At 47.1% G+C, this 23,360-nt stretch carries 22 protein-coding genes; 5 read left to right on the top strand and 17 right to left on the bottom strand.

What is annotated here, in order from left to right:
* Positions 1-1,215 (bottom strand): peptidoglycan DD-metalloendopeptidase family protein, encoded by a 1,215-nt coding sequence (locus J7K63_02965; GenBank protein ID MCD6233988.1) that lies wholly within the window; start codon positions 1,213-1,215, stop codon positions 1-3.
* A gap of 114 nt (positions 1,216-1,329) precedes the next feature.
* Between J7K63_02965 and J7K63_02960 the strand changes: the two genes are divergently transcribed.
* Positions 1,330-1,863 (top strand): cyclic nucleotide-binding domain-containing protein, encoded by a 534-nt coding sequence (locus tag J7K63_02960; GenBank protein ID MCD6233987.1) that lies wholly within the window; start codon positions 1,330-1,332, stop codon positions 1,861-1,863.
* Positions 1,860-2,936 (top strand): AI-2E family transporter, encoded by a 1,077-nt coding sequence (locus J7K63_02955; protein ID MCD6233986.1) that lies wholly within the window; start codon positions 1,860-1,862, stop codon positions 2,934-2,936. Before J7K63_02960 ends, J7K63_02955 begins: the two co-directional genes overlap by 4 nt.
* On the opposite strand, the gene J7K63_02950 is transcribed toward J7K63_02955, so the two are convergent.
* Complete coding sequence (locus J7K63_02950; GenBank protein ID MCD6233985.1) at positions 2,937-4,742, bottom strand: hypothetical protein; 1,806 nt, start codon at positions 4,740-4,742, stop codon at positions 2,937-2,939.
* A 121-nt stretch (positions 4,743-4,863) separates the two neighbouring features.
* Here J7K63_02950 and J7K63_02945 point away from each other — a divergent pair, with 121 nt between their 5' ends.
* Entirely contained in the window at positions 4,864-5,463 is a 600-nt protein-coding gene (locus J7K63_02945; GenBank protein ID MCD6233984.1) for a DNA-3-methyladenine glycosylase, read from the top strand.
* On the opposite strand, the gene J7K63_02940 is transcribed toward J7K63_02945, so the two are convergent.
* The 14 genes from J7K63_02940 to J7K63_02875 all read right to left on the bottom strand — a co-directional run bounded on the left by J7K63_02940 (position 5,432) and on the right by J7K63_02875 (position 17,741).
* The gene (locus J7K63_02940; protein ID MCD6233983.1) at positions 5,432-6,052 is read right to left on the bottom strand and encodes a hypothetical protein; all 621 of its coding nucleotides are present in this window, start codon (positions 6,050-6,052) and stop codon (positions 5,432-5,434) included. The two genes, J7K63_02945 and J7K63_02940, sit on opposite strands and share 32 nt — an antisense overlap.
* Positions 6,049-7,125, bottom strand: coding sequence for an RIP metalloprotease RseP (gene rseP, locus J7K63_02935; protein ID MCD6233982.1), 1,077 nt, complete (start codon positions 7,123-7,125; stop codon positions 6,049-6,051). Before rseP ends, J7K63_02940 begins: the two co-directional genes overlap by 4 nt.
* Positions 7,122-8,291 carry a 1-deoxy-D-xylulose-5-phosphate reductoisomerase gene (locus J7K63_02930; protein MCD6233981.1) on the bottom strand — a complete coding sequence of 390 codons (1,170 nt, stop codon included), beginning with the start codon at positions 8,289-8,291 and terminating at the stop codon, positions 7,122-7,124. Before J7K63_02930 ends, rseP begins: the two co-directional genes overlap by 4 nt.
* On the bottom strand, positions 8,288-8,923 hold the full coding sequence (locus J7K63_02925; protein ID MCD6233980.1) for a hypothetical protein: 636 nt from the start codon (positions 8,921-8,923) through the stop codon (positions 8,288-8,290). Before J7K63_02925 ends, J7K63_02930 begins: the two co-directional genes overlap by 4 nt.
* Positions 8,924-8,937: 14 nt before the next feature.
* Positions 8,938-9,708 (bottom strand): acyl-ACP--UDP-N-acetylglucosamine O-acyltransferase, encoded by a 771-nt coding sequence (lpxA, locus tag J7K63_02920; GenBank protein MCD6233979.1) that lies wholly within the window; start codon positions 9,706-9,708, stop codon positions 8,938-8,940.
* Positions 9,705-11,045 carry a UDP-3-O-acyl-N-acetylglucosamine deacetylase gene (locus J7K63_02915; protein MCD6233978.1) on the bottom strand — a complete coding sequence of 447 codons (1,341 nt, stop codon included), beginning with the start codon at positions 11,043-11,045 and terminating at the stop codon, positions 9,705-9,707. The genes lpxA and J7K63_02915 overlap by 4 nt, the downstream gene beginning before the upstream one ends.
* Positions 11,042-12,025 carry a UDP-3-O-(3-hydroxymyristoyl)glucosamine N-acyltransferase gene (gene lpxD / locus J7K63_02910; protein ID MCD6233977.1) on the bottom strand — a complete coding sequence of 328 codons (984 nt, stop codon included), beginning with the start codon at positions 12,023-12,025 and terminating at the stop codon, positions 11,042-11,044. The genes J7K63_02915 and lpxD overlap by 4 nt, the downstream gene beginning before the upstream one ends.
* A gap of 4 nt (positions 12,026-12,029) precedes the next feature.
* Positions 12,030-12,557 (bottom strand): OmpH family outer membrane protein, encoded by a 528-nt coding sequence (locus tag J7K63_02905; protein MCD6233976.1) that lies wholly within the window; start codon positions 12,555-12,557, stop codon positions 12,030-12,032.
* Between the two features lie 40 nt (positions 12,558-12,597).
* Positions 12,598-14,925 (bottom strand): outer membrane protein assembly factor BamA, encoded by a 2,328-nt coding sequence (gene bamA, locus J7K63_02900; GenBank protein MCD6233975.1) that lies wholly within the window; start codon positions 14,923-14,925, stop codon positions 12,598-12,600.
* A gap of 6 nt (positions 14,926-14,931) precedes the next feature.
* Positions 14,932-15,660 (bottom strand): isoprenyl transferase, encoded by a 729-nt coding sequence (locus J7K63_02895; protein MCD6233974.1) that lies wholly within the window; start codon positions 15,658-15,660, stop codon positions 14,932-14,934.
* A 118-nt stretch (positions 15,661-15,778) separates the two neighbouring features.
* Entirely contained in the window at positions 15,779-16,051 is a 273-nt protein-coding gene (locus tag J7K63_02890; protein MCD6233973.1) for a hypothetical protein, read from the bottom strand.
* Position 16,052: 1 nt separating this feature from the next.
* On the bottom strand, positions 16,053-16,358 hold the full coding sequence (locus J7K63_02885; GenBank protein ID MCD6233972.1) for a metal-sulfur cluster assembly factor: 306 nt from the start codon (positions 16,356-16,358) through the stop codon (positions 16,053-16,055).
* A 16-nt stretch (positions 16,359-16,374) separates the two neighbouring features.
* Entirely contained in the window at positions 16,375-17,439 is a 1,065-nt protein-coding gene (locus J7K63_02880) for an Mrp/NBP35 family ATP-binding protein (protein ID MCD6233971.1), read from the bottom strand.
* Between the two features lie 122 nt (positions 17,440-17,561).
* On the bottom strand, positions 17,562-17,741 hold the full coding sequence (locus J7K63_02875) for a 4Fe-4S binding protein (protein ID MCD6233970.1): 180 nt from the start codon (positions 17,739-17,741) through the stop codon (positions 17,562-17,564).
* A 169-nt stretch (positions 17,742-17,910) separates the two neighbouring features.
* Between J7K63_02875 and J7K63_02870 the strand changes: the two genes are divergently transcribed.
* Positions 17,911-20,430, top strand: coding sequence for a TIGR03960 family B12-binding radical SAM protein (locus J7K63_02870; GenBank protein ID MCD6233969.1), 2,520 nt, complete (start codon positions 17,911-17,913; stop codon positions 20,428-20,430).
* 13 nt (positions 20,431-20,443) lie between these two features.
* The gene (locus tag J7K63_02865; GenBank protein MCD6233968.1) at positions 20,444-21,961 is read left to right on the top strand and encodes an Rne/Rng family ribonuclease; all 1,518 of its coding nucleotides are present in this window, start codon (positions 20,444-20,446) and stop codon (positions 21,959-21,961) included.
* A gap of 406 nt (positions 21,962-22,367) precedes the next feature.
* Here the strand turns inward: J7K63_02865 and J7K63_02860 are convergent.
* Positions 22,368-23,360: hypothetical protein (locus tag J7K63_02860; protein MCD6233967.1), on the bottom strand; the 993-nt coding region annotated here is incomplete at its 5' end.

Genomic DNA, 23,360 nt, shown 5'->3' with positions numbered 1-23,360 from the left:
TCAGTTCCTTCGACATAACCATTCTTCCGGATTCAATTTCTGTCGGGAATCCCATATCTCAAAATGGAGCAGGTGTCCCTGAAATGAACCGCTGTCACTCACTTCGGCAATCACCTGTCCCGATTCCACATATTCATTTTCCGACACCCGGATTCCGCCCACGTGGGAATATACAGTATAGTAATCCTCACCGTGCATGATAATAATTGTATTCCCATAGCCTCTGAGCCAGGTAACGGTGGTCACAAGTCCGTCCTGAATGGCCATGACGGGGGTTTTTTCCGGTGCTTTGATATCAATGCCGTTATTTTCCGTTTCAGTTTTCAGTACGGGATGAATTTGTCGGCCAAAGCGCCCGACAACAGTTCCCTGAACAGGCCATGGGAGATTCCCCTTGCCGCTGGAAAAGGTGGGATATTCCCGGTAGGACATGGATGCCGCCCGGAGCCGCCGCTGCCGTTCAAGTTCCCGGAGCCGGTCTTCCCGCTGAGTTCGCATGCTGGCTATGATCCGCTGGAGTTCCATCCGGGATGCTTCTTTTGCTTCCAATTCCTGCACCAGCATCTTCCGGTCCGATTTAACCTTCTCCAGCTTTTTTGCCCTGTCCGCTTTCATGTCCCTGAAAGATGCCGCCTCTTTCCGCACCTCAGCCAGCGTCTTTTGAATTTCGGTTTTCTCGGCTTCAATTTCCCGGGTTTCCTGTTCAATCTGCTCTATCAGGGTAATGATCTCTTGATATAATTCTTTGTCAGCCTTCGTGATGGCATTAAAATATTTGACACGGTAAAAAAGCTGATGCATATTATCCGAGGTAAAAATCAGACTGAGCATATCATCGGTATGGGTTGTGTAGAAACGGACAACCCGTTTTTTATATCGCTCGATGAGTTTATCCCTCAGGACTTCATTCCGGGCTTTATTTTTTTTCAGAAGAGCTACTTTTCCCCGACGCAGGCTCAGTTGCTGTTCCATAGCTGATATGCGCCGGTCTGTGAGTCCGATCTGACGATCCAGGTATTCCAGTTCGTCAGAATAGGTCAGCTCCTGGTGACTGGCGGATTTAATGCGTTTCTGAAGGGCTTCTATTTCCCGGCTGACCTGCTCAAGATTTTTGCTCTGCCGGTCAATTTTCCGGTCAAATTCCTCCAAATCCTGCGCTGCAAGAACGCAGAAGAAAAACATAAGAAAAAAGATCGAAAAAACTCTTTTATGCAAAGGACTCATCATTGAAAATTATTTCCATTTTCATCGAATCCCAAGTACTTTCCCTTGACTTAAATTCAAGTTTACAGCTATCTTTAACTACGCTTGTAAAAAGGAAGGGGAATTATGACATCTGTATTGTGGCGGAGTATCGGCCGGAAAGAAAAAACCCGGGAAGAGATCATAATGGAAGCACTGCGAAATGTGAACATTTTCCGGAATCTTTCTCATAAAGAACTCAAAGAAGTGCTGAATCTTGTCTATCAACGAATCTACAAAAAAGGGGATTACATATTCAAACAGGGACATCCGGGAAACGGGATGTACATCATTTTAAAGGGCACCATTCAAATCATCCAGGAAAAAGTTGAGGGAGATACAAAGAAGGAAGAAATTCTGGTAACCCTCAGCAGCGGGGATTTTCTGGGTGAAATATCCCTGCTGGACGAAGCTCCCCGTTCGGCATCGGCATTATGTACTGAATTAACGGAAGTCCTGGGCTTTTTCCGGGGGGATTTGATGGATCTTCTGAACCGTAAACCGGAGCTGGGCAGTAAAATTGTCCTGAATATCGCCCGTGTCCTGGGAGAACGCCTCCGGGTGACCAATCAATTACTGGCTGAACTTCAGGATAAACAAGAAAAGGAAACCGAATCATGAGCTTGACAGAAAATCAGCGTTTCATCATCCGCCTGATTCTCTTTATTGTCTTGGCTGCAGGGTTTATCCTTATCCTCCCCCGTCTTCAGACCATTATCACGGTGATTGTTATATCCATCTTAATGTTCACTCTCCTGGATCCCGTTGTAGACAAACTAGAGCGTTTCAAAATACCCCGGGCATTGTCCGCACTCCTGGTTATTCTCATTATATTACTTTTCATTGCCTTGGGGGTCAGCCTGATCGTTCCCCTGGTGGAAAACGCGGCACAGCAATTATCTCAGAGTTTCAGCGTTGAAAACACACTGAACGACCGGATTCAGTCCGGAATCGATTTTCTGAACAGTAAGCTTCCGGTCAATGCCATCACAACAGATATTCCGGAAAAGATCAATGAAGTCATGGAAAATCTGAAACAAAAACTGCCCGGACTCTTAATGGGTGTAGGAAAAGGACTTATTAACGCCCTGTCCGGTTTTTTCTTCGTCTTCTTTATCACTTTTTTCTTTCTTAAGGATGAACGCGCCATTAAAAAAGGGATCATCCGTCTTGTGCCCAATAAGCATTTTGAAATGTCCCTGAATATTATGGATAAAATTCAAAGACAACTCTCATCATATCTTCAGGGCTTGTTTCTTGCTGCCACCAGTGTGGGCATTACATCCATTATCGGCCTTTTTCTGGTAAATACCATCTTTGATGCCGGAATCAATTATATTATTCTGATCGGTATCTGGGCCGGATTTGCCAATCTGATCCCCTATGTGGGACCTACAGCCGGCGCCATTCCCGCCATTTTATCGGTCCTGATGTCCCAGCCTCCCAATACTCTCTTAATTGTCGTTCTGGTCATCGGGGTTTTTGCTTTTGTCCAGTTCCTCGATAACACCTTTATCAGTCCCTATCTGGTGGGAAAAAGCGTGGAATTGCATCCTCTCATCGTTTTCATTGTTTTGATTATCGGTGGAAATCTCATGGGACTTCTGGGAATGATGTTTGCCGTTCCGGTGGCCGGTATTATTAAAGTGACCTTTGGTGAAATTATTACAAATGCTCCCAAATACCAGACTTAACTACTCCGGTCGGGGAAAGCGTTCGATTTTCATCAGGATATGGTTGTGAAAATAGAGATAGAGATTATCTTTTTGTAGTCGATAGGTCCAAATCATGTAATCGACGGGTGTTCCCGGATTCCAGTTTCGGATACTTTGGGGATCCCCCAGTTTTTGGCGGATTTCTTCACTTGTTTCGGATATTTTAATATGGATATCTTCAACGGCCATCTCAGGTATGGCCCCGCCAAAAGTTTCCAGCCACAGCCTTTCAAATACCTTTTCTTTTTTATCCTGCATCAGCTGATTTTCCATACCGTTCAGCCTTTGCATGATCCGATCTGCATACATATCCGCCAGTTCTCCCGATCGCCTGTCAATACGGCCGGATTCCTCCATGAAGTATTTTGCAGTAACCATATCCGATTCTTTCATCGCTTTTTTCAGATCCTGAAGCATGGCTTTGGCCATTTCACCTCTCAGGCGGGTGATGCGGTCCTTGTTTGGCGGATACTCCTGCTCTGCCAGAAGCAGGTAGGATTCCGCCTGCTCATACAACCCGGATATGATAAGACGGAGTGCTTTTTGAAGATTTATTTCGGAGATTACCTCCCGGATATCCTCCCGGATCAGGGGAGAAATATGCAAAGCTTCCTGAATCAGGCCGTCTGCCTGTAAATAATCCCCCCGGCTGAGTTTTTTCAACGCTTCCCGGACATAAAGACCGGCTAACAGATACTGGCGAAAAAGGACCGCCTGGCGAAGTTCGATATTTTCCGAACGAATGGCGATATCAAAACGCTGTCTGGCATCCGGGATCTGGCCGTTATTCAGAAAATCAAGTCCTTCATGGTAATACTGGAAATATGTCATAGAGTCGGTATAAGCTTTATACCGCCGGGCCAGGGATACTTTCAGGGAACGTGGATGTGTTCTCATGTACTGGTCAAAAGAACGGGATGCGGCCACATAATCCCCTCTACGAAGCCGGGATATTCCCTCATCACCCGATGATCTTTGGGCACCCATTAAAATCCTGAAAGATAATTCGATTCCCACCCCTCCCAGATCGACTGCCCGGAGAGGTGTAAAAAGTTCAGAATCCTTCACCTCATAGTGAGCGGAATAGCGATAAAAACTGATTCCGGCACTGAAGCGGCTGCCGGTAATCCGGTCAGGGGCAAAAACCCAGTCCGCCCCGCTACTCCAGCTCTTACCTGTACCCCGAACCCGGACATCAAAGGCTTTATCTCCGGCGGCATAAAGGTCTCCTTCACCCTTTCCCCATGTAAATTCACCATGCAGAAGCAGCCAGGTAAAGGGCTGATAATACACTGTCTGGGAGATATAGATTTCACGGACGCGGGGATTGAATTTGAAAGGCTGCCCATAGGCAATCCGGTTGGGCCAGCCGGGATTCAGGTTCGCAGGGATGACAGCCCGTGTCTCGCGAATGCCGATTCCCGTGAGGATATCCAGGGAATTCTGTTTCAGGAAAAGATACGGCCAGTTATAGCGAATAATATTCACATCCAGGGCGCCCAGAGACCTTTTCCACCTGCCCGACAAATCATTAAGCCTGGATTCGGTGGAGTCAAAAGTGAGGGCCTCCGGTTCATATTCTAACTGAAATCCCCGTGAAGCGTAAAAGGAACCCCTGAACCGGACATCAAAAAGGGTCATGAACACCGGTTCTCTGAATGAAATTCCCGGGATAGGGTTCCAGCGGTGATAAAAAGGTCCCGGTCGGTATGAATCGGTTTCTCCTCCGAAAAGACCGATTCCGGATATGCACAAAACAACAAGGATGCTTACACGGTATTTCATCATACTTTCGATTTATTGCATAATATAAAAACACTTATCATATTCCGTTAGCCCTTTTACATCAGCACCCGCCTCCTTTCAGACTCCTTTCCCCAAGGCCGGAGAGTTCGTAAATTCCTACATGATTTTTCATTCTGATGTAAATAAGCGTCTGCCCAGAAATTTCTACATGCAGCCTACGGAAACAGTGGCGGAAGCATTACTGGGGTGTCTGCTGGTTCGTATATTAGCAGATGGAAATGTGCTTAGCGGCAGAATCTGTGAGACCGAAGCCTATCTGGGAGAATGGGATACGGCCTGTCACACATCATCAGGAAAAACACCCCGGAATCGTGTCATGTATGGGCAGGGTGGATTAGTTTATGTCTATTTTGTCTACGGGCTCCATCATATGCTCAATGTAGTGACGGAAAAGGAAGGAAAAGGCTGTGCCGTACTCATCCGGGGCGTGATTCCCGAACAGGGAATTGAATACATGAAAGAGAACCGGGGTGACAAAATGCCCTTAACGGACGGACCTGCCCGCCTGACTCAGGCTTTTCAGATCACCCGTGAACACAACGGTCTGGATCTGGTGACATCCCGGGAAATGGCTATCATACCGGGATACCGGGAACGGACATCATCCGTGATACGGACGACCCGTATTGGTATTGATTATGCTGCGGAAAAAGATAAACAGGCCCTCCTCAGGTTTGTGCTGAGGCCCGGGTCAGGTTGAGCATCATCGGAATCATTTTATTGATGGCTTCATCATTTTTCGTATAGATCCACCATAGCCGGGATATATGAAAAATCTCCCGGGCTCCGCCCCGATGTTGATGCAAGCGCCTGTGCATATAGAACAGAACATCACAGGGGGATCGTTTCGACAGGGGGATTCCGAATCGTTTGGAAATTTTTTCTTCCATTATAAGCATTCGGCGACAATGATGAGGGGATATCCCTGCTTGTTGAAGGAGCCACAAAACAAATGCAGCATCAGGAAGTGCCGGCTCACCGGGACTCGATATATTCACCTGAAATGTACATCCGGTTTTTTCGGACAGCTCCCTTGTGGAACCGATAAGCGTTTCCTTTAATCGAAGCCAGGTGATTCGGTTAAAACCATAATCCGGTATAAAAAAGAGCTTGTTATAAGCTTCTTCAGATGCAGACTCAATTGTTTTTCTTTTGTGTTTTTTAAAAAGATACCTGAGCCGTGGATCCCGCTTCACAAGTAAAGGAACAATAAGAGCGGGGTCATTCCTGACGGCCCGGATAAATTCACCGGGATGATCCGGCAATTCCGTTGGTTTTATGGATATCATGATCCGTTAAATAAGCGGAAAATATCATTTAACAGGACAATGGCGATGAGAGTAAAGAGAATCGCCATTCCTGCCTGTTGGATACGGATTTTTGTTTTAAGACGAAGCTCGCGCCGAAGTATGCTTTCTGTCACGGCAACCACAATATGCCCGCCATCCAGTGCCGGAATGGGCAGAATATTAATCAGAGCCAGATTGACACTGATAATGGCAATAAAGCCAAAAAGGGCACCGACGCCGGTTTTCGCCGATTCTCCTGCAAGCTGGGCAATCATAATGGGACCACCGATATTCTTCAGGCTTTCCTTGCCGGTAATCACCATGCCCAGGGATTTAACGGTAAGGTTCAGCCAATATCCTGTATTCCGAAACCCATATTTAATACTTTCAAACATACCGGCCTGTCGGATGGTATAATCGGCGCTCACACCGATCATGCCTACTGTTTTGATTTCACCATCCACAACGGATTGCTGTGGAACCGGTGTGAGAGTCAAGCGAAGAATTTCATTATTGCGGGAAAGCTCGATCAGGATTTCCTGTCCCGCAAGAACCTGAATCTGTTCGGTCATTTCCTCCCAGGTACGGACGGGTATCTTATTAATACTCAAAATCCGGTCCCCTTTTTGAAGCCCCGCCGATTCGGCAGGCATCCCGGTGTACACTTCACCGATGACAGGTTCTTCGGCGGGAACAGCGATGCCATTCTGGAATGTTAAAACGGAAAAAATAATCACCGCGAGGAAAAGATTCATAAGTACACCGGCCGATGAGACCAGGACTTTCACCCAACCCGGTTTAGCCCGGTATTCCCAGGGCTGGGGTTCAGTGGCGGCCCAGTTTTCATCGAGGCTTTCGTCAATCATTCCCGACAGTTTGACATATCCCCCCAAGGGAATCCAGGAAAGGCAATATTCCGTCTCCCCCCATTTTTTACAGACAATTTTAGGGGGAAATCCCAGAGAAAAGGTTTCCACGCGTATACCGGTGGCTTTGGCTGCCAGAAAATGGCCCAGTTCATGGACAAAAACAAGAATGCCTAAAACGATGATTGTGGCGAAAATATATATCATTGAGGAAGGACTCCTTTTTTGAATGAGAGGGATTTTACAAATTCAGTTACATTTTTTTCAAGGCATATAAGCTTTTCAGGAGTTTCTGCAGCTTCCACGGGGAAATGCTCCAGGGCCTTTTCTATAATGGGAATAATTCCCGTAAAGGGAATTTCTTCATTTAAAAAGCGATACACCGCCTGCTCATTAGCCACATTGAGGATGGCCGGGGCCGTTCCACCGGTCCTGAGGGCATCCACGGCCAGGGGGATGGCCGGGAAACGGGTATAATCCGGTTTTTGAAAGGTAAGAGACCCAATCTCTGCAAGATCCAGGGCTTTCCATTCGACGGGAAAGCGGTCCGGCCAGGAGAGAGCAAACTGAATGGGGATTTTCATATCCGGAACACCCAATTGGGCTTTTACTGAGCCATCCACAAAACGGACCAGGCTGTGAATAATGGACTGTGGATGGATCAGAACCTCGATGCGGTCCGGCGAAAGATGAAAAAGATGATATGCCTCAATAATTTCCAGGCCTTTATTCATCATGGTAGCGGAATCAATGGTAATTTTCGCCCCCATAGACCAATTGGGATGCTTCAGAGCTTCTTTTACCGTAATGGATTCAAACGTTTCAGGATTTCTTTCCCGGAACGGTCCACCGGAACCTGTCAGAATCAGGCTTTGGACATTTTTTTCTTTTTCACCCAGCAGGCACTGCCAGATAGCCGAATGTTCACTGTCCACCGGCAATATCCGGACATGATGTTTTCGGGCAAGTTCATTGATCAGATCCCCGGCCATGACCAGACTTTCCTTGTTGCTCAGGGCAAGATCTTTCCCGGACCGGACGGTCTCAATGGAGGCTTCCATCCCCTTGCTGCCCACAATGGCATTGAGAATAATATCGCATGCCGATTCACGGCACACACGGGTAATTGCTTTGCTGCCGGCAAAAATTCGGATCGGTTCGCCTTTGAGAAGGGATTGGAGTGCTTTTTCTTTGGATTCATCACCAATCACCACCATCTCCGGTTTGAAGACCCTGGCCTGGGCCGCCAGTTTTTCCACTTGTCTGTTTGCTGTCAGAAAGACAATGTTAAATTCCCCGGGATTCTTTTCAATAACTTTCAGGGCGTTGGTGCCGATACTGCCTGTTGATCCGGTGATTCCAATATTTTTCATAATTCAATACTCCGGCTGAAGGCGGTTCCGAAAGCCCGGGTGTTTCCGCGGACCGACAATTCCCATCTCTTCCATATCACAGTGAGAGAGGAGGAAAGATAAAAGTGTTCTGCTTTGAAGTTGCCCATAGTATTGCGGACTGTCCCATTTTCATAATTCAGTGAAACAGAGATTCCGGTCTGAAAGGTTGAAATCTGAAATATGCCCCCGGCCGTTAGAGCCGTAATCCTGTTTTTCCAATCCGGATGATCCCCGTGCAACACTGTGGCCTGGATAATCCATTCCCCATCCCGTTTTGACATCTCCCGGCTTATACACAAACCATATGTTGTGGCATACCAGGGATTGGCATGGTTCAATCCGGCACTTCCACCGAGAAAGAAAGAGTAATCCTTTGTCAACCGGCCCCTGAAAGCCAGGGAAGGTACCATGCCATAATCCTTGTTGACCCGGAGCATTTGGACGTAAAGGGTTGTTGCCTGATGGCCGGGGACAGGCATGATTGCCGATGTTTTCTGTAAAAAGGTGCCTGCCTTATCCTCGCTGTCCACCTGGTTGGAAGAAAGGTCTGCAAAAAGAGGGATCACCATAAATATACAAACCAAAAAACCTTTTATATAAAGCCGTCTCATGGACAATACCCGTATCAGATGAGCCCCCGGTTTGATACTTTAATAAAATCAATGGCATGTTGAGTTTCGGGGATCAGTTCAACCGATGTTTCGATATATTTCAGGGCATCGGAAATATTATAATCGGAACGGTATAAAATCTTGTAAAATTCTTTCAATTTTTTCAGCACATCCGGTGAGAACCCCCTGCGGGTGAGTCCCACATGATTTAACCCTGCATAGCGGGCAGGCATTCCGGCAGCCAGGATATAGGGAGGCACATCCTTACTGATCCGCATATACCCGCCTACAAAGGCATGGGCGCCGATTTGTACAAACTGGTGGATCCCCGTCATCCCGCCGATGATCACAAAATCCTCAACGGTTACATGTCCGGCCAATTGAGTGGCATTTGAAAAAATACAGTTGTTTCCGATTTTGCAGTCATGGGCAACATGAACATAAGCCATAATCATGCAATCGTCTCCCACCACGGTTTTCATCCGGTCCGCCGTCCCCTTATGGATGGTGGCGTATTCACGGATGATGGTCCTGTCCCCAATAATCGTTTCGGTCTTTTCGCCTTTGTACTTTAAATCCTGTGAAATTTCACTGACGATGGCTCCTGGATAAATCTGGCAGTGTTTTCCGATACGAGCACCGGGACGGATAATCGCATGTTCGGCGATATGGGTTTCATCCCCGATGATCACATCCTCATCAATAATCGCGTAAGCTCCAATGCGCACATGATTACCAAGTTCCGCTTTGGGGCTGACAATCGCTGTTTGATGAATCAAACTCATATATTTCTCTCAATTTTCAACATAAAAATTCCTTCACATATCACCTCTTTTCCCCCGGACATCATCCGTGAGGAAACTGTTAATTCATGTTTTTCCGCATGAATTATCCGACTCAGAAATGTATACTCTCTCCGGGGAATATCCTTGAAAAACTTCAAATCCCGGACGCCGGAAAATATAATACGCCGAATGGTATGGACTTTTTCATAGAGGAGGGGTGATGCCGAAGATAGTCCCAACAAACGGAAAATGAGTCCCTTATCAAGATAATCGCCTTGATATTCAACAGGTTTGAAGACCGATCGGACCTGCGTATCTTCTTTCATCATCCGCCATCCCTGTGGAACCGGAGCAAAATCGGGCATCAGGGCAGATAAGAATCCGGCCCCCGGTTCGGGAGTCCTCAGTGTATGAATCAAGGGTCCATAGACTTCAATCAATTTTTTTACAAAGGCGACATTGTTTCTGTGTCCGCTCCGGAAGGCCATGACATGTCCACGAACGGGCATTCCCAGCAGATATAAATCCCCCACAAGATCCAAAATTTTATGCCGGACAGGTTCATTGGGGAAACGGAGCGGCCGCTCATCCAGAATACCGGTATTTCCCAGGCGAATATCATGATCCACCTTGAAAAGCGTTTTCAATTCTTTCAGTTCATCCTCTGAAATTTCCCGGTCAATAAAGACAATATTATTATCGAGGGTTCCCCCTTTTCCAAATCCGCGCTGCATCACCGATTTCATTTCACTCAGCAGACTGTAGGTCCGTGCCGGAGCAATTTCTTTTTCGAAAGCCTCCATGGAATCCAGGGAATAAAAACGGGTCCCCATGGTCAGATGGTCGGCATAATCCACCAGAAAAGTCACCCGGAAGGTTTCTGCGGGAAATACTTTAATGATCACATTATCGGCAGGATCCGTGTAGGTCACAGGTGTTGTAATAATCAGTTCGGGACGGGGCACACCCTGTTCCCTGCTCCGGATACTTTTCAGAAGATCCAGATATGGTTTTGCGCTTCCGTCTCCAACCGGAGGCTCGGGGCCGTCCATTTCAATGATAGCATTGTCGATGTGACAAGCCCGGAGAGCGGCCATCACGTGCTCGATGGTGTGAACACGGACATCCCCGGATCCCAGGGTAGTTCCCCTGGAGAGATCCACAACCGAGTCCGGGTTTGCCGGAATTTCGGGAGATTCAGGAATATCGGTCCGTTTAAAAGAAATCCCGTGATTCTCGGGAGCAGGATTCACAGTCAGCCGGCAGGGTACACCGGTATGCAGACCTTTCCCCTCCAGAGTTATGCTCCGTACCGGTGTTCGCTGACACACAATCATGAATTTTTATCCAGCTTTAACACGGCTTTAATCCGGTTCAGGAGTTCACCCATTTCAGGCAGCCGACGTATCCAGGCCTGTTCCCGGCGGAAATCGTGAATCGGCCGGGCAATATATCCGCCGATGATCTCGCCGGGTTTGGTACTTTTACTGACACCGGACATGGCGGCAACCTGAGTTCCGTCTGCGACATGAATATGGCCGTTTACCGAAACCCTGCCGCCGAATACACAGTAATTTCCAATCACGGCACTTCCGGCCACACCGGACATACCGGCAAAGGCACAGTGTTTTCCAATTTTAACATTATGGGCTATGTGAACATGGTTATCCAGTTTACATCCTTCACCAATCACCGTATCTCCCAGACTTCCCCGGTCAATCGTACAATGGGCGCCGATTTCCACTTCGTCATGGAGGATCACCCGTCCACGCTGGGGGATATTTCGGAACACCCCTTTGTCCAGAGTATATCCGAAGCCGTCCGAACCCAGAACACTTCCGGCATGAATGGTACATTTTTTACCGATAATGACATGATCATAGAGGGTTACATGGGCCATGATGGTCGTCCCATCTCCAATTTCACAATGGGGGCCGATAACTGAATAAGGACCGATGTGCACATCTTTTCCAATAACGGCCGTATTATGGATTACGGCGGTTTCATGAATTCCCCGTTCTGAATCCTGGAGTCCCCGGTCACTTAAAAAAACCGGGATCAACCGTCCCATGGCTTCCTGGGGATCTTCAACACGAATCAGATTCGGAAAATCCGTCTCTAAATCTCTGGAGACAATCACAGCCGAAGCCCTGGTAGTTTTTAAATATTTTGTATAAACCGGATTGGCTACAAAAGTCAGATCACCGGGACCGGCAAGATGAATCTCCCGGATACCGGTGATTTTAAGGTCGTCCTCTCCCTGCCATTCGCCGTTCAGGAAAGAAGCAATATCTGAAAGGGTCCATTCAGACTGCATTGAATTATTTTTGTGCTTTACGCAGCTCGTATAAAACCGTGTTTGTCAGATCATGTTTATCATCGGCAAAAACCAGTGTCCCTTTGGACGCATCGATGATATAATCATATCCGCCATCTATGCCCACGCGTTGAATTGCCTGGTTAATCTTCTGCATAACGGGTCCCAGATACTCTTCCTGTTTGACATAAATTTCGCCGTCCGGACCGAAATATTTCATCTGATAATTCTGGAGTTCCTCCTGTAGTTTCTGAATTTCCTGCTGTTTTTGGGTCTTCCAGGCTTCTGTGGCCACAAAGCGTTTGCTCTCATATTCATCCAGCAGTTTCTGTCCCCGTACCTGCATGGCATTATACTCTTCTTCAAGACGCTGGCTTTCCGCCTCCAGTTTTGCCATGGCATCCACGGCTTCATCAAATTCCCGAAGCAGTTTTTCAGAATTAATATATCCGATTTTGGATTGTGCCTGCAAACCGGCTACGCCAGCCAGGATAAGGGCAATGATCATCAAAAGTGTTGAACGTTTCACCATGTAATCAATCCTTTCTTTTTCTTATGTAATCTATTTCACTTTAAAAGGGCATACCAAAGACAAAATGGGACTTCCAGCCATTGGGCTTGCCCTGTGGATCATAAGGATTATCAAAACCATATCCAACATCAAATCCCAGCATCCCGATCATGGGCATAAAGATTCGGGCACCCACACCCAGACTGCGGACCATACGGTCCATCTTCACTTCATTGAATTCATTCCAGATCTGACCGGTTTCACCAAAACCGAAGAGATACATGGTCGGGTTATCGGAAACGGGGACGCGCAATTCCAGGGAGTATTTGGCCAGGGCTCTTCCTCCGAGCATGTAACTGGATGACCGGATAGGTCCTACAGAGCGGTCTTCATAGCCACGCAGAGGTGTGGTATAACTGACCATACCGGCACCGCCCATGTAAAACCGTTCGTCATAGGGTATCACGGCATAATCTCCAAACGAATTGATATTTCCGAAATGGAGGTTCTGATAAAGAACCAGTTTCCATACAACAGGTGTCCACCATTTGATTTCCAGTTCATTTTTCACAAACTCTTCATGTCCTTTCAGCAAACCACCGGATAATTTGGTGCTGAATCGTACGGTGGAACCGGTTGTCGGGAACTCGGGCCTGTTCTTACTGTCCCGGGAAATGGTCTGAATGAAACTGTTTCCCCTTGTTTTCATCAAGCCTGTGGGATTGTGAGCCAGAAATGTAGCTTTATCATCAATGTTGGTATATTGTTTCCGGGTGACATTCAGACTCCAGCTACCATAAAAGTAGCTGTCGGGCCAGCGGAAACGGCGACCGAAACGCAAGGACGCACCAACCACGTTTATATCATAAGGGTAGGTGTAATACCGGGAAGCACCACGTTCCGAATAGTAGAAATTGACGCCGATGGAATTAGGCCGTCCCATAAGCCAGGGCTCGGAAAAACCCAAATTCAAATATTGGTATGACTGTCCCCGCTGATATTCCGTCGTCAGTTGTTGCCCCCGGCCCAACAGGTTCATGATGTCAATCCCCACACTTCCGATGAGTCCGTCCAGTTCACTGTACCCCATAGACATGTTGGCCCGATCGCTTGATTTTTCCTCGACGGTTATCTCAAGATCCACATGTTTATCATCCACCGGAACGATATCCGGCACCACATTGCTGAAATAATTCAGTCTGAAGATATCACTCTGGGAGCGAATCAGGGCCTCGCGATTGAACACGTCCCCGGGGAAAGCCCGTATTTCCCGACGGATCACAAAATCCCGAGTCCTGTCATTGCCGACAATATTCACCCGGCGAATATACACTTTTTCATTTTCCTGAATAATAATATGCACATCCAGCGTATCTTTATCCCGGGGAGTCAGTTCAGGGATAATCTGGGCATAGAGGTACCCGGTGTCCATATAGGGACTCCGGATCCGCAGATCCACACCCATCTCAAAATCGTTTTCCCGAAAGGGCTCCCCTCTTGAAATCCCGGCACTTTCCAGACTCTTTTTCAGAAAGTCCGTAGAATAGAGCTCATTCCCATCAAATGTAATCTCACCATAATAGTAGGGATTGCCCTCTTCCAGTTTGATCTCAAGGGTAATACGGGTACTGTCTTCATTCAATTTTAATTCGGTCCCCAGAATCCGGGCATCCCGGTAACCATGGTTCCTGTAGAATTCCAGGACTTTTTGCTTATCTTCCTCAAATTTTTCTTCATCAAACTTACCCGACACATAAAAGCGGTACCAGGTACGGGCTTTCGTCTCTTTCATCCGGCGTTGCAGGGTCCAGTCGCTGAATTTGTCATTCCCCACGAAATCAATGTCCCTTATCCGGACCTTTTTCCCCTCATCAATCTGAATAATTAAATCGATATTATCACCGGCAGGCCGGGTAGATACATCGATCTTTGCGTTGAAATATCCCTCATCATCATACATTTTTTTCAAATCCCGTACCGCTTTATTGATGAGATGGGGTGTAATCACCTGACCGCGGATAAAGATGATGTCTTTTTCAATATTCTTTGTCTTCAGTTTTTCATTCCCCTGATAAATGACCTCATTCAGGCGGGGATATTCCTGGACACTGACGATAAGATATACACCATCGGGCGTTTCTTTATCGACATAGATTTTGATATCACTAAAAAGCCTGAGCCGCCAGAGTTTGTTAATTCCCTCCTGAATCTGGGGACCTGTCAGAACGGCACCTTCAACAAAACCGGAATTGACCTTAATAATCGATTCAGAGGCGGTTTTATTTCCCACAACCGTCACATCCAGGATTTTAATGGATTCCTGCTGGGCAGGTGTTAATGAGGGTAAGGCAAGGATAATGAGGGCAAGAAGGGTGATTGTTCGTTTCACATGCACCTATGAGTTCAATTGTTCACTGACTTTGCCAAAGCGGCGTTCCCGGTTAAGGTAGCTGTTGATCGCTTCCAGATAATCCTTTTTCCGGAAATCGGGCCATAATTTTGGCGTCACATAGAATTCCGAATACGCAATCTGCCAGAGAAGGAAGTTGCTGATCCGCAATTCACCGCTGGTCCGGATCAGTAAGTCGGGGTCGGGTATATCAGCCGTATAGAGCCGGGATGAAATCAGGGCTTCGTTCACGTCATCCGGTGAAAGGCTGCCTTTGGCCACATCCCTGCAGATGGATTTTACTGCTTCCGTTATTTCAATCCGGCTTCCGTAGCTCAGGGCAAGTGTCAATGTTAATCCCGTATTCTCTTTTGTCTGTTCGATTCCCTGAAGCATTTTGTTCCGTGTTTCTTCAGGCAGGTCATCGATACATCCAATGACATTAAAACGAACATTGTTCCGGTCTAATTCGGATATTTCTTCATGAAATGTCTTCACAAGGAGGGACATAAGGGCAGACACTTCAGATTCCGGCCTGTTCCAGTTCTCTTTGGAAAAGGTGTAAAGGGTAAGATAAGCAATCCCCAGTTCTCCGGAGGCTTCTACCACATCTTGGACAGAGTGAATACCTTCCATATGACCGGAGATCCGGGGAAGGTTTCTCTTTTTTGCCCAGCGACCGTTTCCATCCATAATCACCGCCACATGGCATGGAAGCCGGGGGTGCTTTTTCATGGTTGTGATGTTAAAATCACTCAAGAGCCTGACCTCATATTTTTAGCAGAGGAAATTACCTCTCCGCCTGACGAAAGTCAAGCCGGAATACCTGTGCCGGTATGTCCGGTCCTATCCACTATTTTTTATTTCTGGAAGGTCTTTTGTACATCAGATAGAAAGAATCGTCATCCAGGGCAAATCCTGTGATATACCGCCAGCCTTCAAAATTGAGTTCTTCGACCTCTTCTTTCATATCGTCGATAAATACATGATCCACCCGGTCCGAATCCATGTCAATGGTCAGGGTGTCGAAATCGGGACCGTCCGAATAGACCCTGAAGATCTTATGGTCCCATTGAATGGGGGATTTCCGGTTTTTTTGATTTTTCTTTATATGATGATCTGTCATATCAATCCATTCCAAGGATCCGCCGGCCTTCCGGGGAAATCATCTCGGGTGTCCACTGGGGATCCCACACAATGTCAACATTCGCCCGGGAGACTTCCGGGAGAGCCTCCAGTTTGTTTTTTACGTCAGCTGATATTTTCCGGCTCATGGGGCATCCGCGGGCAGTCAACGTCATTACCACATTCACCACATCCCCATCAATTTCAATATTGTAAATCAATCCAAGATCCAGAATACTCACAGGTATTTCAGGATCATAGCACGTCTTCAATACGTCATGGATTTTTTCAAGTGTAAGCTGACTCATTCGGGCACCCCTCTCTTTATTTTTGTAACATTTTTATCAGGGACGTTGCAATCCCGGAAAAGTTTTTTGCCGGTTCGGAATCCGGTGCCGATTCCACAATAGGACATCCGGTATCCGAGGCGTTCATGACATCTTCGGTGAGGGGAATTCGTCCCAATAAGGGAACATTCAGCCGGCGGCTTTCCCGGTCCCCCCCGCCTTTGCTGAAGATATAACTTTCCTTACCACAATGGGGACAGACAAAATAGCTCATATTTTCCACAATCCCCAGGACAGGTGTATTAACTTTTCCAAACATATTGGCTCCCCGCTTTACATCGGCCAGGGCCAGATCCTGAGGGGTAGTGACAATCACCGCACCATCCAGTTTCAATTGCTGCACAAGGGAGAGTTGCACATCACCTGTTCCCGGCGGCAAATCCAGAATTAAAAAATCCATGGGCTTCCAAACCACATCATTCAGAAACTGGGTTACCAGCTTCATCACCAACGGTCCGCGCCAGATCACGGGGGAATCCTGTTCAATAAAAAAACCGAAGGACATGATCTGTATTCCATATTTTTCAGCCGGATAAATGGTATGTTCATCTTCAACCCGGGGAGGTTGAACCACTCCAAACAGGGTCGGAACGCTGGGACCATATACATCCAGATCCATGAGTCCCACCGATTTTCCCTGCTTTGCCATGGCCATGGCCAGATTTGCAGCAATCGTGGATTTTCCAACCCCTCCCTTGCCGCTGGCAACTGCAATGACATGATCTGCATATTCAAAACGTTTCTGATCATCAAAGGGATTTTTATCTTTAGCCTGACCAGACGGTTTCTGTCCCTTTATTTGTGCCGGCTTTGTATCAATTAATACATGTGCTGTCTTTTCACCCTTTTTTGCCAGGGATTCAATCACTTGTTTCCGCAGTGTGTCCAGCTTTTTTTCATCTTTAGACACCACATTCAGCCGGATAATCCAGCCCTCGCTGCTTTTTTCAATATCCCGGACCATACCAAAATCCACCAGATTCCTGGTAAAACCGGGATAATTCACGGTCTTTAATATATCCATTACCTGTTCTTTATTCACGTATCACTCCTTTTCTTAATTACTTTGAAATATACCCAATTCTCTGATGGAATAAAACGAAACTGATGGAAAATAAAAAAGGATGCCGGGGCATCCTTTTTAAAAAATACGTGCCGGGGGAGTTATTCGCCTTCGCTGATGGCTTCCACAGGACATGCGGAAATACAGGCCAGACAATCAATACACGTATCTTCGTCACAAACGGCTTTATTATCATCATTCAGACTCAGAGCGCCTACGGGGCAGACTTCAATACAGTCTCCGTGCCCTTCACATACATTCACATCAACAACAACAGCCATTATAACCTCCTCGTTTCATTGTGTTGTTTTTCCATGCAATAAATTCTCAATTCATACGATCAACTGCAAATCATTTCTATTTTTTTTAGGGAGAATGTGATCAAAAAGGGAAATAATCTGAGCAAATACTCATTGTGAATGATCATCTGTTTGGCTATTTTAAAAATCTATGGGTACCATCAACACAGACATCCTCCACGATATTTTAACCCGGGTGGAAAAACCGGGTCGATACGTCGGCGGTGAGCTGAATATGATCCGAAAAAATCCCCTGGAAACGAATCTGAGCCTGTGTCTGGCCTATCCCGACACCTATGAAGTGGGAATGCCATTTCAGGGATTTCAGGAGTTATACCACATCGTGAATTCCAATCCGCATTATGCGGCGGAACGGGTGTATGCGCCATGGACGGACATGGAAAAAGTGATGCGTGAAAAGGAGATCCCCCTCTTTTCACTGGAGAATCAACGTCCTCTCAAAGATTTTGATGTCCTGGGTTTCACCCTCCAATATGAAATGACATACACCAATATTTTGAATATGCTGGATCTGGCCTGCATTCCACTTTTTTCCCGTGACAGAAATGAAAAGTCCCCCCTGATTATCGCCGGCGGATCCTGTGCTTATAATCCGGAACCGCTCACATCGTTTATCGACCTCTTTGTCATCGGGGATGCGGAAGATTTGATACTCCCCTTGATGAATTTAATCCTGGAAGGAAAAAAGCAGGGTTGGAGTCGGGATATCCTTTTGGAAACCCTTGCGGGAACCAATCCGGCTTATTATGTCCCCTCTGTGTGGGATCAAAAGCCCTATCCGGTCCGGACCCATATCGTGAAAGAACTGCGGCCGGATTATTATCCTGAAAAGCCACTGATTCCCCTGATTGAGATCGCCCACGACCGGTTTGCCCTGGAAATTCAACGGGGTTGTACCGAAGGATGCCGTTTCTGTCAGGCCGGAATGATCTACCGGCCGGTGAGAGAAAGGGCTCCGGAAGATTTGTACCGGCAAACCGTGAACACACTCCGGAATACCGGCTATGAGGAAATGTCCCTCTTAAGCCTTTCCACATCGGATTATACGGGTCTTGAGCCTGCCATCCGGAAAATGTTGCCTGTTATCCGGTCCTGCCATGTTTCCGTCAGTTTTCCTTCGTTGCGGCTGGACTCAGTCAATCCCGAACTCCTGGACACAGCCCTGAGCGGTAAACGATCCGGACTGACCTTTGCACCGGAAGCGGGAACAGAACGGCTTCGACAGGTCATCAATAAAAACATCCGGGATAAGCAACTCTTTGATACATTCAGGCTGGCGCTTGAAAAAGGGTGGAAAACCGTCAAATTCTATTTTATGGTCGGTCTGCCCACGGAAACCCTGGAAGATCTGGACGGAATTGTTCGTCTGATCCGGGAATTGCATGACATGAGCCGCGCTTACGGACACATAAACATCAACGTTACCCTGTCCAGTTTTATCCCAAAACCGGCAACACCGTTTCAGTGGGAAGCCCAGATTGATCCGGCAAACCTTCAGGCCCGGATTGACCATGTGAAGCAGAAATTGAGAATACCGGGGATCAAAGTGATGACACGGGATCCGGATTATACATTGATTGAAGGCATTCTTGCCAGGGGAGACAGGCATGTGGGGGAAGCCATTTACCGATCCTGGCAAAAAGGATCCCGTTTCGATGCCTGGAACGAATATTTTGACATAAACCGGTGGATGGAGGCTTTTGATGAAAGCGACATCTTTGTGGAAACTTATCTGACGCCCTTCGATACCAGTGCCCCCCTGCCCTGGGAGCATATCAATCCCGGCGTCAGCCGATCATACCTGCTGAGGGAAAAGGAAAAGGCTTACCGTGAAGAGTATACACGGGACTGCCGGAACGGATGTACCGGATGTGATGTCTGTGACTTTACTGAAATCCGGATGCGGACTGTGGAGTCCGGAACTGTCCGGGCATTCACGGTATCTGAGGAACCCTTGTCCGTTCCACCCCTCCCGGAGCAAGGGTCCGAACGGTATATCACCCGGCTGGAATTCAGCAAAACCGGCCTGATGCGCTATTTGAGTCATCAGGATCTGTTCCGGCTGATTCACAGAACACTCAATCTTCTCAGGCTCCCGGTCCGCTTTTCCGAAGGATTCAATCCCCGTCCCCGAATATCCCTGGGATATCCAATTCCCATGGGATTTGAGGCATTTTCCGAATATGCAGATATCACCTTTAACACACCGGTAGACGGACTCAGGGAAAAGCTTAATTCCATTTTTCCGCCAGGATTGCGTATATTAAAGACACAGGATGTTTCCAAAGATACCCCTTCCGTCATGAAAGCAACTTGTTATCTTGACTATGAAGCACTTTTTTCGGAGAAAATTCCGATACAAAAGATCAATAAAACATTGGATGAGCTGGCGCGGAAGGATCAATGGCTGGTCACCCGGCATCATCCGAAAAAAGGGAATAAAACCATTGATTTAAAACCGCTGGTAGACAATTTTACAATAAACGAAACACGTCGGTCGATTTTTGTACGGTTCAGGGTAATGGAGTCCCGGACCGGACGTTTGGACGAATTTTTACACATCCTCTTTAAAGAAGATTTCCCTCCTTATGAGGGGCGCCGGTTGAAGGCCGGCCTGAGTTCAGACGAAACGGCTGACATAAAGGTGTAAACGGAGATTTTGAATGAACAAAGAGATTTATATTAACGACACAGCCACCGAAACGCGGATTGCCATTACGGAAGACGGGAATCTGGTAGAGCTGTACATTGAAACACCCGATGAAAAGAGTTGTGTGGGTAACATTTACAACGGACTGGTGGAAAACGTGATACCCGGGATGCGGGCGGCCTTTGTGGATATCGGTCAGAAAATCAATGCGTTTCTCCCCTTTTCCGAGGTAGGACATGAGGGACAACTTTCCACAATTCTGGATGCCGACGAAAAGGAGGAAGGTGAAATCCCCGCACCTGTGAAATCACCGGAAGAATTGAAGACCGGCGATCCTATTCTCGTCCAGGTCACAAAAGACTCCTGGGGAGAAAAAGGTCCGCGGGTAACAACCAACATCTCCCTTCCGGGAAGGTTCCTGGTGCTGGTTCCCTATGCCAATTACATAGGCATATCCAAGAAAATCCAGTCTTACAACCGCCGCAAGGAGCTGAAAAAAATAGCCCGTTCCATTAAGCCGGAGGGATTCGGCCTGATTGTCCGGACAGTTGCCGAGGATAAGTCGGACGAAGAGTTAAAGCGGGATATGGACTATCTGTTAAATAACTGGCAGGAATTACAGAAGAATCTGAAACGAAGCACTCCGCCGGCTCTCATTTACCGGGATATGGAGATAACTTCTTCGGTCATCCGGGATCTTTTTACCAATGAAGTCAGCCGGGTTTTGGTCGACAACAAGCAGATGTTTCGGAAAATCCAGACCTATGCCCGGCAGGTGGCGCCCAATCTTGAAGACCGGATATTTTTTCATAAAAGCGGCTCCATTTTTGAAATTCACAACATTTCCAAACAACTTGAAAGATCCTTAAGTCGACGTATCTGGATCCGGGGTGGCGGACACATTGTCATTGAACACACGGAAGCCCTGGTATCCATAGACGTGAACAGCGGAAAATTCATCGGAAAAAAGAACCAGGAAAGCAATAATCTGCGCATTAACCTGGAAGCGGCCACTGAAATTGCCCGCCAGTTACGCCTGAGGGACATCGGCGGACTGATTGTCATTGATTTTATTGATATGGAGGATCGGGGGAACCGGAAAAAACTGGTGGATTCCTTCCGCAGGGAATTACAAAAGGACCGGGCGAAAGTTTCCGTCTCGGATGTTTCCGATTTTGGTTTGGTGGAAATGACCCGCCAGCGGATCCGCACATCTCTCTTTTTCAGCACCTCGGATGAGTGTCCCATGTGTCACGGAACCGGCCGGATTCCTTCCAAAGACAGCGTCATATCCAAAATCGACAACTGGATCCGGCGCTTCAGAATTCATTCAAAAGATAAATTTATCCGCATAACCGTTCATCCCACCATCATGGCCCAGCTATCCCACGGCTCCGCGAAAAAACAATTCCGTCACCTGCAATTGAAAAACCTGCTCTGGATCGATTTTAAAGGGGATGATTCCCTGGAATTTGATCAATTCAGGGTATTTAGCCGGAGACTGAATAAAGACATAACTGATCTTTATTGAATGATGAATAAAGAATGATGAATGATGAATTGAATTTAATAATGATGATCCCTTGAAATTCCCAATCTTGATTGGGAGGCCTATTTCACGGGATAAATTGGGTTGCATGGGTCAATGAATGTTTCAAATCCTCGTTTCCCCCGGACTGAAATCCGGGGCTATTTGTATCCTCTCTCCCTCTCCCCATCATGCCCTCGTACCCTCTGCGTCTCAGCATCCTCCGCGATATATAAAAAATAATCTCCGCGTCTCCGCGCCCCCCGCGGGAGGCTCCATCATTTCATATACACAATCTTCCGGATCTGCACCTGCCGGTCAAACCGGGCTCTGACGATATAAAGACCCGTGGAGAGGTGAGAAGCGGTATAATCAAAATGGTGTTCGCCGGCGGGTTGATTGGTAAAAGTTATCCGGTCCACGATGGGAACTTCAGTTCCGATCCGCTTTCCGCTCTCAGTGTCCGGCCGGTGCTTACCGTATAATAATCCGTAAAAGTATGCGTCCCCCGGATTTCCACATCTGATCCGTCATTATAGGCTGCATCCAGGCTCGTATACAGCCCCAGAACCGTTGAACCGGACTTAAGACGGATGTCAGGGGTAAATGTTACGCCGGATTCAATGGCAAGTGACCCGGATCCTTTTTGAATGGTATGGCTGTCTAACGTAATATCCGACCCGTTTTTAAATGTCAGTGTCACTCCGGAGGGAACGGTGAGATTCGCGGCAAGTGTGTGAGACCCATAGACTTCAATACTCTGGCCGCTGGTGGCGGCTGACATGGCTGATGCGATTGTGGAATATATCCCTTTAATGGCACTTCCCGTTATAAGCCGGGTATGGGAATTGGAGGAATTGATGGTTGCGCCGGGTTCAATAGTGATCGTGCCGTCGGTAGAAATTATTGAATACCCATTCAGAGTAATATTCGTACTATTGGAAATTGTTAGAGTAATACCTGAAGGAACAAAAACATTACCTGTGAGGGAGTGCGTAACTGACCATGTTTCATCGTAACTAAGTATGCCGCTTGTTGTTGTAAAAGGTTTCGGTGTAGGATTTTCTACATAAGTTTTTTGGGGGCTATTAAAGCGATCTTCTGCCGGTATACTGTAAGATAACTCACCACCGGTTTGTGTTTTAGGACCAATTGCAGGCCACGTATATCCATCTAAAAATTCAGGTTTTGAGGAGTAATAATAGGAGACATCATCCAATCTGTAAGCTGAATAACCAGGACCATCATAAGCCACATTGTGAGTTACAGCAAATGTATAATCATTCAGAATTCCATAAGCATCAGTTGCTGGTACAGCGTTCCCAATCCAATTAGAACGTAAAGGATATAACCAATCACCCTGTTTTTCCATGTTTCCCAAGGTAGCCCATTCATGCATTGT

This window comes from Candidatus Neomarinimicrobiota bacterium (genome assembly GCA_021157965.1).
Lineage (GTDB): Bacteria > Fidelibacterota > Fidelibacteria > Fidelibacterales > Fidelibacteraceae > Fidelibacter.
This window is presented reverse-complemented; position numbering and strand designations above follow the sequence as displayed.